This window comes from Microcoleus sp. MOSTC5, assembly GCF_036701825.1.
GTDB lineage: Bacteria > Cyanobacteriota > Cyanobacteriia > Cyanobacteriales > Microcoleaceae > Microcoleus > Microcoleus asticus.
The window spans coordinates 110,182-119,528 of record NZ_JAUBRK010000018.1; the positions used below are offsets into that span (position 1 = coordinate 110,182).

A 9,347-nucleotide genomic window follows, 5' to 3' on the forward strand; every position below is an offset into this window, starting at 1 on the left:
TCAATTGACACTTTGCAAAAACAACACGGTTAAAATAACGAAATTGCTAACCGTGTGGGCGATTAAAATTCCCCCCAACTGGGTAGTTACTTGAAAAGTTTTTTTGGGAGGACGGCGGGTGAGGGTTGGCGGTCCTAAAAACTGAGTTTTGGAAGCTTTTTTATTGCCTAAAACTATGTTTTCTATGATTCCTAATCCCTGCCATTTAGCTATAAAAGTTACTGCCAATACTGAGACTGCTATCATAGTTATTCGAGCGTAAACATCCTGGCCTCGACCTAATAAAATATAACCGATAAGCTGTTCCCGCAAATCTTTGGGAAGAACGCTTTCAATGCCGAAGAAAACTAACCAGCCTACGAAAGTGCAAGATAGATTGAGGATGGCTGTATATTCAACGCTGGTTTTGGGACCGAGTTTAAGTAGTTTTTGCAGAAACCACGATTCGATCGCGATCGCCAAAAACATAATTAAAATTTGCACCAAAACAGTCCGAAATGGGAAAACACTCGCAATCATAAGCTTTCAGGTATATAAGCCCGTGTTAAGTTTTAATTGTACAGCACAAGCGCAATAATCTTAACCGCAGATTTGAGCCCCTGATTGCGTTTGCTCGCTGCTTAAAAGATTGGGGGTTAGGACTTATCGTATAATCTTTTGAGATCCGCCAACAGAATGGAAAAATTAAACATTCAAGGCGCGCGATCGAATACCCACCCCGATACAGACTCAAATAACTGCTGATTATGGTAAGGAATGGCATTGGTATTCGGACAGCCTCATCCCGGTCGGAACGCGTTGCGGGTCAGATTCACGTCTACGACGGCGCTGGTAAAGGCAAGTCTCAGGCAGCTTTGGGAGTAGTGTTGCGCTCGATCGGGCTGGGTATCAATTCTGACTCGCCCACGCGAGTTTTGTTGCTGCGTTTTCTCAAAGGCCCCGGCCGCTCCTACGACGAAGACGGGGCAATAGAAGCCTTGCAACGGGCATTTCCGCACTTGATCGACCAAGTGCGCACCGGCAGAGCCGAATATTTTGGGGCCGAAGCAATCACCCGCTTCGATCGCGCAGAAGCTCAGCGAGGCTGGGATATCGCCAAAGGAGCGATCGCAAGCTTGCTCTATTCCGTGGTGGTACTAGACGAACTAAACCCTGTATTGGACTTGGGTTTGCTGCCAGTGGACGAAGTAGTCCAAACCCTCAAAAACAAACCAGAATATTTAGAAGTAATCGCCACAGGTCGAGCGGCCCCCGAAGCTTTGCTGGATATTGCCGACTTGCACTCAGAAATGAAGCCTCACTATCACCCCGCAGCGGCAGAGCATCAGATTGCGGGTATCGAAATATACACGGGAGCGGGCAAAGGCAAGTCTACGAGCGCTTTGGGCAAAGCTTTGCAGGCAATAGGTAGGGGTATCAGTCAAGACCAATCTCACCGCGTGTTAATCGTGCAGTGGCTCAAAGGCGGCACCGGTTATACAGAAGATGCGGCGATCGCAGCTTTGCGCCAAAGCTACCCGCAGCTAGTAGACCACCAGCGGTGCGGCCGGGATGCTATAGTTTGGCGGGGGCAACAGCAAGAGTTAGACTGCATCGAAGCAGAACGCGGCTGGGAAATCGCCAAATGTGCGATCGCCAGCGGCTGGTACAAAACGATTATTCTCGACGAACTCAATCCCACAGTAGACTTAGAACTGCTGTCGGTAGAGCCGATCGTAGAAGCCCTGCTACGCAAGCCGCGGGATACAGAAATTATTATCACCGGGCGCTGCCACAAACCCCACGCTTACTTTGACTTGGCAAGCGTACACTCCGAGGTATACTGTCACAAACACTACGGCGATCGGGGCGTAGAACTAAAGCGGGGCGTAGACTTTTAAAGCCCGGAGCGGTACGGAGTTCGATCCGGACTCAGAATTATTAAATGACGACCCTGCCTGGAAAACCGCAAATTGCCACAAAGCCTTGTTACCAAGTAACAAATCTCCCAATTTCCTTTGTCTTCTCGATCACCCAGATCTGCCTTTTTTAATCTTTAATTTCCTGCCCCGGACGCGATCCCCGACCGCCAATCCAGAATGGAACATTAAGAATATGAGCCGCGTCTTCTTGAGCGTGAGCACCTGAGACAGTGCACCAGGATTATTAAAGGGTGAAGACTTTGAAAATAAAAGCTTACAAGCAAAAAATCCGCGAGGGAGAAAGTCTAGACAGGGTTAACGCCAGTAGGCTAGACTTGCGGCTGGCAAACAGGTTAAACTACAGCGGAATCCAAACATTCGGTGTTCTAGGCAGTGTCTGTAGTCGCACCAGCGATGACCAACAAGTAGAGGAGTGAAGCTTTATGACAACGTTAGATGACAATCCTAATCAACTAGATTTAAACCTTCCGGGACTAGGGCCGGATACAATATTCGCCGGAGCCGGGGCGGATTTCGTTAGAACTTCCACCCTGGGCGGCAGCTTAATATTTGGCCAAGCCGATAACGATACTCTGGTTTCAGTTGGCCCGAACGATACCCTGTACGGCGGGGAGGATGAAGACTCAATCAGATCCCAGCGCACTCCGGCTTTGCTGTTCGGCGAAGCAGGCTCGGACACCATAGTCGCTGAATCCCAGGCTACCCTGGGCGGCGGTTTGGGAGAAGACTTTCTCCAAGGTACTGTCGAAGCTAACCTGATATTTGGTAATCAGGGCGCAGATACGCTGCTGGGAGGGGCGCAGAGAAGAGACTCCCTCTACGGCGGCAAAGACAATGACGCGATCGGCTTCTTCATCGCAGGCGGTGGCAACAACCTCTCTTTACCTGGTGGCGTGGCTATTGGCTTCGCTGGCAATGAAGGCAGCAACTACTTGCGGGGTGATTTGGGCGACGACTTGGTTGTAGGTATCAATGTAAGAGACAGTCTCTTTGGCGGTAGAGGCAACGACACGCTACGAGGTGTGGCCAGCAGCAGCTACCTGTCCGGCGATAATGACGACGACATCTTAGTCATTACCAACAGTACCCAAGCCAGCCCGTTTGCTTCGACCGTCATCACGGTCGGCATTGAAAGAACCACCTTGATCGGCGGTGGCGGCAACGATTCTCTCTACGGCGCCATTGGCGAGTTTGGCAGCGGCAGAAACTTCTTTGACGGCGCGGACGGCAACGACACGATCAGGGTTTTTGCAGCGCAGGATACAGCCCTCGGAGGTGCAGGCGACGACTTCATCGTGTCGTCAACGGTAGTTGCAGTTTCGAGCGTAGGCGCCTCCAGTTCATTTCCAGGCTTCGCGGGTCGGAGCTTGCTCGACGGCGGAGTGGGCAACGACACGATCGTTGCAGCTTATTCGACTGATACCATGGTCGGCGGTGATGGCAACGACAGCCTGAGCGGTAGCTTTACTCAAGCCTCCGGTGGAGACGGCAACGATACTATTGATGCTACCAAGGCTATTTTTGCTGGTACTGGTACTGCTTTGGTTACTCTCGACGGCGGGCTGGGCGGCGATCTGCTAATTGGCTACACTAATCCTACTGGCAGCACCTTCACCGTCACCAACCTCATGAACGGTGGCGAGGGAAGTGACACATTCATCTTTGGCAGCCAGTTCGATCGCGTGATTGGCAACTTTGCCGGTAACGACATCATCTCCTACGCCACCGGCGTCACCTTTACCGGCACAGTCGCCAACTTGATTACGGATACCTTAGGCAGCAACTTCATTACTGGCGGCAACGGCACTGATGTCATAACTACTGGTAGCGGGGATGACATACTGTTCGGCGACTCATCCAACACCACATTCGGGGATGATACCTTGGATGGCGGTGGCGGGAACGACACGATGCTGGGCGGCTTTGGTAAGGACTATTTGATCGGCGGTGACGGTAACGACTCTCTCGGTGGGGGGCCTGGTGCTGACACGCTGCTTGGTGGCTCGGGTAATGACAGCTTCTACTACAACAACTTCGGCGAGGGCGACTCGGGTAGTGGGCCAGACCAAATCGGCGATTTTGTGGCCGGTCAAGACAAGTTTATCTTGCAATTCAACAGCTTCCCCGGATTGAGTGCAGTCGAAGGTACGAATCGAGTTTCTTCGAGGTCGTTCTTGGTGCTTGAGAGCGGCGCTTACACTAGCAGTTTTGGTCCAGCCGGGGCTGCCGCGTCAGATGCGTTCCTCTTCTATGAAAATGGAACCGGACGACTAGGATTTGACCCTGACGGTACTGCTGGTGCTAACCCAGGCGTTACGCTGGCAATTCTCAATGGCAGACCGGGCGTGACGGCTTCTGACATTACCCTGATTTAATTTGGGTAAAAGTGGGTGGGGTCGATTCTGAAACGATCGCCCTACCAACTCTCAAAACTAATTCTGGTATGTTTAGAGCTGGGGATATAAATCCCTGGCTTTTTTATTGCAGCGATTGTTAGTGGAACAGGGTGCGTCAGGGAGCCTGAGTTTCTTTGCATCGCGAGGTGTTTGCCTGACACTAATAGCCCCCCTCACTGCTCCTACAAGTTTGGGCGATCGCAAAAAAAGCCAGCAAACGATAGGTTTGCTGGATTGAGTAGGCAGGAAACTTGTAGCAAATACTGTTACTAAGCTCGGTCTACAATGTCTTTTGCTTTATCTTTGAGGTCTTCTTTCAGGTGAATTGCTGATGCTTGGTCTTGCTTGGCTTGACCTTCTAATTTATCTTTCTGATTGCCTGTAACTTCGCTAACAGCTTCTTGGATTTTGCCTTCAATATTCTTCGCTGTTGCTTCGACTCTATTTTCAATGCTCATAATTTTATATTGTAACTCTACAACTACTAATATATGATTTTAAAGTTGAGTCTGTATACCTCTTTAGATAGATTTGTTATTACCTTTATTTCTCAGTTACAGGTTCGATTGGAATTTCCACAAGTTTATTTCTGGAGAAAAAACCGGATTTAATGCCGATCGCAGATTTCGGCACTTTAAACTTTTTCGCCAACAGCATGATTAATTCTTGATTAGCTTTACCGTCGACTGGCGGCGATTTGAGATGTACTGTAAGACTGCCGTCTGGTTGTTCTGCGATGCTTTGCTGTTTGGAATTAGGTTTTACTTTGACTGTTAAGATTTTCAAAGTCTGAAGGAAGTTTGGCAAGGAAGCAGTGTACGGGATTTAACCCATTTAAATGAGGGATTTTGAGGGAAGAAGTCAAGCGTGAAGAAAGGACAATTGCCAATTACCAATTACCTTTTGCGTATCAACCTGGTTTTACAGCATAATTCCTATTTATCATTCACGAAACAAGGATTGTTTCTGAATGTTCAATCTTCGTTCCCAAAACTTTCAGGAATTCAGCCAGCCAGTTAGGATGAGCCGGCCACGCGGGGGCAGTAATTAAGTTGCCATCGACTACGGCGTCGGTAACGGGAACTTCTGTATATTTGCCGCCGGCCCGGAGTACGTCGGGGCTGCAAGCGGGGTATGCGGTGCAGCGTTTGCCTTCGAGTACGCCTGCTGCGGTTAGGACTTGCAAGCCGTGACAAATAGATGCGATCGGCTTTTTGCTGTTGGCAAAGTAGCGGGTAATTTGCAGGACTTGTTCGTTGAGGCGGATGTATTCTGGGGCGCGTCCTCCGGGGATAAGCAAAGCGTCGTAGTCGGCGGGGTTGATTTCGTCAAAAGTAGCGTTTAAAGTGAAGTTGTGGCCGGGTTTTTCGCTGTAGGTTTGATCGCCTTCAAAGTCGTGAATTGCGGTGCGAATTGTTTGGCCTGCTGCTTTGTCCGGGCAGACGGCGTGGACGGTGTGACCTACCATTTGCAGTGCTTGGAAGGGAACCATTACTTCGTAGTCTTCTACAAAGTCGCCGACTAACATTAAGATTTTTTTGGCTGTCATGTTTCCAACTCCTGTTATTTTGATTGTGTTAAATAGGATTTAAAAAAAATGCGGGGCCGTTAAAAAGCCTGCCCCGCAAGCTATTGTGGAATCTAGAAACCGTTGCGTCCCCAAATGACCATTGAAATTGAGAAGGAGAACAGAACTAGCACCGAAACCCAACCGAGTGACAAAATATCCATAGCTATTTATTGAACAAACTGTACAAAGTGACTCCAAACCTTATGATAAGTCAATTTGAGCCATTTTTGAAATGAGGGCGCTGTGAAGGACTCGTCAAATTTTAGTGCCGCTGAACGGGTAGAATCTTTGAAAGCAGGGAGTGTTGCTGCTTTGTCTTGTTTGCTGGCTTTTGGGGCGATCGCCCTTGGTAATAGCTTAATTCTAGCGGATAGGTTGGATTCTCTGGCGAGTTTGCAGGTAAGGGAAATTGACCTAAATTTTGCCTTCAGAGGGGCGAGCGCACTTTTGGGCGGTTTTTTGTTCGGCGTGACTTACCGCTATGCGATTCGCCGAGATGTTAACGCGCAGCTTAAATCGGGTGCGGTGTTGGCTTTTGGGTTGGTGCGGGCTTTTGGACAGTTGGATGCTGGATTGTTTTTTGAACCCGGGAAGATGCCCGCCCTACAGGAGTTATTGCCGTTTGCTGTTCGCGGTGCCGAGAGTGTGGTATTGTTTGCGATCGCGGGTTTGGTTTTGGATTGGGCGATCGGGCGATCGTGGATTAAGCCTTTCGATTCTTGAGTGCCAAATCTTGCAGCATTTTTATGAACAGGCAAGATGCCTGTTCCACAAAAGTTCAATTTTCCTGTGGGGTGGGCTTCTAGCCCGCCCAAAAAATAAAATTTAGATGCGAGACAGCTTATTTTGCGCTAAACCCGCCCCTTGTATCTTAAAAGAGTGAGGACGGTCGATCGCCACGTCATTGATTCAATCATACCGACTTTTAGGCGATCGTACCGACAAGTGGGCGATCGAGCCAACAATCAGGCGGTCGTACCGACTTTCAGGCGCTCTTACCTTATTCTTGGTAAATCTAAAGAAACTAGAAAAGTTTCTGACTAAGGTGCAAGTTTCAGTAGAAAGTGCTGTTTAAGGACATCAGAAATCGGTGAAGTTGGCCCGCCCCTTAGACTAAACAAGTCTGTTGCGTAGATAAGCTCCCATTACTGATGACAGGCGCACACAACACTGGACAGTATCTGAGGCTCTCGGTATTATCGGGAAAGCCTGCATTGACAAGGTTAGTATTCAATTGCCTGTCGGTTCTTTCATAAATCGGAGTAAATCGGGAGCCAACAATGACATCAACAGTCTTAGGTATAGACATCAGTAAAAGAGACTTTCACGTCTCATTACTGAAAGAAAGTCGTGCAACTAAACCCAAAAAGTTCACGAACAACATTCAAGGGTTTGAGAGTTTATATAACTGGCTCAAACAACAAAGTGTCGTCGAACTCCATGCTTGCATGGAAGCTACTAGCATTTACGGCGAAGCCTTGGCAGAATTCCTTTATAGGGCAAGCTTTCAGGTTAGTATCGTCAATCCGGCTCGTATTAAAGGGTTTGCCAAGAGTGAACTTCTGAGAACTAAAACAGACTCCGTAGATGCAGCATTAATTGCTCGTTTTTGTGCAGCGATGAAACCGTCTTTGTGGACACCAACCGCGCCGGAAGTCAAAGAATTACAAGCCCTGTTGCGACGGCTCGAATCTGTGATCGAAATGACTACTCAAGAGCAGAACCGTCTGGAAACAGCTACGCCAACTGTTGCCGGTCTTACACTGGCACATTTGGAGTACCTAAAAGAACAACAGCAACTGATCAAAAAACTGATTAGTGACCATTTTGACCAGCACCCACATTTAAAACAACAGCGTGATCTTTTGACCTCACTTCCAGGAATTGGTGAACAGACGGCCTCAGTATTATTAGCTGAAATCCGTGATGTTTCTGATTACAACAATGCCCGTCAATTAGCAGCTTATGCAGGCTTAACACCTTGTGAACGGAGTTCTGGGACTTCGGTTAAAGGCAAAACTCGTTTGTCTTGCACTGGCAATGTCCGACTCCGAAAAGCGTTGTATCTGCCTGCGGTAGTGGCGATGCGTCACAATCCGTTACTCAAGGCTATGAGTGACCGATTATTGGGTCGTGGCAAGGTCAAAATGCAGGTGATTGGTGCTTTGATGCGGAAGTTGGTGCATTTGGCTTTTGGTATTTTAAAGTCCCAAAAGCCTTTCGATCCCAATTATTTGGCTGCTACCCCTTGACAGTTCAAGACAGTATCTAAAGATTTAATACCTCAAATTCTGGATTGCCGTAAAGCATTTGCCTGTCTACAGCCGACAAAACTTTATTGTTAGCAACATCAGAAACTAAACACTGACAAACTAGCTGCGCTACATCCGCCCGGTGAATAGTTCCAGCAACTAGACAATCTTCTGTTAAAATACCGTTGCCTGTGGCAGGTTCCGATTTGAGTCCGCCCGGACGAATCACTGTATAAATCATCCCGCTTTCTCTCAAATGATTTTCGGCTTTTTCTTTCTCAATTAAGACCGGGCCCAAAGTTTCCAAAACCTGCGGTTGCAAAGCAGCGGCACTGTTACCGCTACCGATGGATGAAACTAAAATAAATTTTTGCACGCCTGCTTTGACAGCCGCATCAATCAAGTTTTTGTTGCCCAAATAGTCGGCTCTTTCTCCATCTTTTGGCAAGCCGCCAATTGTGCTGATTACGGCATGAATTGGATCGCCGCCAGCCATCGCAGCTTCCATAGCTGCTGCATCCAAAGCATCGCCAGTCACGACTTTGATGCCCATTGCTTCTAATTCGGTACTGGTAGCGGGCGATCGCAAAAGTGCTGTTACTTGCACCTTTTGTGCTGCCAGACATTTCGCGATTTCTAAGCCGACTCCTCGACTAGCACCAGCTAAAAAAATGTGGGATTTCTCTGTCATATCAATTTTGATTTAATTGGTGCAGAAATTGGTTTATTTGACGGTGGATTATTATACAACAATCCTCTGTCAATTGGCTGGGGGGGTGACGACCCGCCCCAAACCCATATTTAGTAAGGATTGAGCCAATTTGTGGTAAAAAAAGATAGGCAGCAGAGTTGTTACACGCTTGCCTATCCAAAAAAATAATGATACTAAGATTCTACCAGAGTCATTTACAAAAATACCTGACGCCATCTCAGTTTTTGGTGATGACAATTTTGCTATCCTTGATGCAATCAGAAAAACAAGTGAGATTAGAGAGGCTCTCCCGAGTATTTCCCTGTCTAATTACAGCCGAAAGTCGGCGACGTAAATTACAAAGGTTTTTAGATTTACCTCACTTAACGATTGAATTAATTTGGTTCCCATTAATTAGTTATTGGTTGACAACTTATTGCGGGTCTTCTGGGTTTGCGGTGTAAACTGTATAATATATGAACTTTATGCTAGAGGCTAAGCTCATGGATTTTCATC

General features: G+C 47.8%; 12 protein-coding genes. 6 read left to right on the forward strand and 6 right to left on the reverse strand.

The window, feature by feature from the left end; all coding sequences use genetic code 11:
* On the reverse strand, positions 1–519 hold the full coding sequence (gene fraC, locus QUA54_RS12420) for a filament integrity protein FraC (RefSeq protein WP_172186210.1): 519 nt from the start codon (positions 517–519) through the stop codon (positions 1–3).
* A gap of 227 nt (positions 520–746) precedes the next feature.
* Here fraC and QUA54_RS12425 point away from each other — a divergent pair, with 227 nt between their 5' ends.
* From QUA54_RS12425 to QUA54_RS12435, 3 genes are all read left to right on the forward strand, one after another.
* Positions 747–1,880: a cob(I)yrinic acid a,c-diamide adenosyltransferase gene (locus QUA54_RS12425; protein ID WP_333414866.1), complete on the forward strand. Its 1,134-nt coding sequence runs from the start codon at positions 747–749 to the stop codon at positions 1,878–1,880.
* 281 nt (positions 1,881–2,161) lie between these two features.
* A complete protein-coding gene (locus QUA54_RS12430) occupies positions 2,162–2,338 on the forward strand; it encodes a hypothetical protein (RefSeq protein ID WP_333060313.1) in 177 nt (58 codons plus the stop codon).
* A 6-nt stretch (positions 2,339–2,344) separates the two neighbouring features.
* On the forward strand, positions 2,345–4,297 hold the full coding sequence (locus tag QUA54_RS12435) for a calcium-binding protein (RefSeq protein WP_333414867.1): 1,953 nt from the start codon (positions 2,345–2,347) through the stop codon (positions 4,295–4,297).
* 290 nt (positions 4,298–4,587) lie between these two features.
* Here QUA54_RS12435 and QUA54_RS12440 read toward each other — a convergent pair whose 3' ends face one another.
* The 4 genes from QUA54_RS12440 to petN form a co-directional block, all read right to left on the reverse strand.
* On the reverse strand, positions 4,588–4,776 hold the full coding sequence (locus QUA54_RS12440) for a CsbD family protein (protein WP_172186207.1): 189 nt from the start codon (positions 4,774–4,776) through the stop codon (positions 4,588–4,590).
* A gap of 85 nt (positions 4,777–4,861) precedes the next feature.
* On the reverse strand, positions 4,862–5,104 hold the full coding sequence (locus tag QUA54_RS12445; RefSeq protein ID WP_333414868.1) for a DUF167 domain-containing protein: 243 nt from the start codon (positions 5,102–5,104) through the stop codon (positions 4,862–4,864).
* 160 nt (positions 5,105–5,264) lie between these two features.
* Complete coding sequence (locus QUA54_RS12450; RefSeq protein ID WP_333414869.1) at positions 5,265–5,867, reverse strand: DJ-1/PfpI family protein; 603 nt, start codon at positions 5,865–5,867, stop codon at positions 5,265–5,267.
* Positions 5,868–5,959: 92 nt separating this feature from the next.
* Positions 5,960–6,049, reverse strand: a complete 90-nt coding sequence (petN, locus tag QUA54_RS12455; protein ID WP_071883976.1) for a cytochrome b6-f complex subunit PetN — start codon at positions 6,047–6,049, stop codon at positions 5,960–5,962.
* An 82-nt stretch (positions 6,050–6,131) separates the two neighbouring features.
* On the opposite strand from petN, the gene QUA54_RS12460 reads away from it, so the two are divergent.
* From QUA54_RS12460 to QUA54_RS12470, 3 genes are all read left to right on the forward strand, one after another.
* A complete protein-coding gene (locus QUA54_RS12460) occupies positions 6,132–6,611 on the forward strand; it encodes a hypothetical protein (protein ID WP_333414870.1) in 480 nt (159 codons plus the stop codon).
* A gap of 181 nt (positions 6,612–6,792) precedes the next feature.
* Complete coding sequence (locus QUA54_RS12465; RefSeq protein ID WP_333414871.1) at positions 6,793–6,963, forward strand: hypothetical protein; 171 nt, start codon at positions 6,793–6,795, stop codon at positions 6,961–6,963.
* Positions 6,964–7,168: 205 nt separating this feature from the next.
* Positions 7,169–8,140 carry a transposase gene (locus QUA54_RS12470; protein WP_333414872.1) on the forward strand — a complete coding sequence of 324 codons (972 nt, stop codon included), beginning with the start codon at positions 7,169–7,171 and terminating at the stop codon, positions 8,138–8,140.
* 16 nt (positions 8,141–8,156) lie between these two features.
* Here the strand turns inward: QUA54_RS12470 and QUA54_RS12475 are convergent, their stop codons facing one another.
* Positions 8,157–8,831 (reverse strand): SDR family oxidoreductase, encoded by a 675-nt coding sequence (locus QUA54_RS12475; protein ID WP_333414873.1) that lies wholly within the window; start codon positions 8,829–8,831, stop codon positions 8,157–8,159.
* Positions 8,832–9,347: the final 516 nt, after the last annotated feature.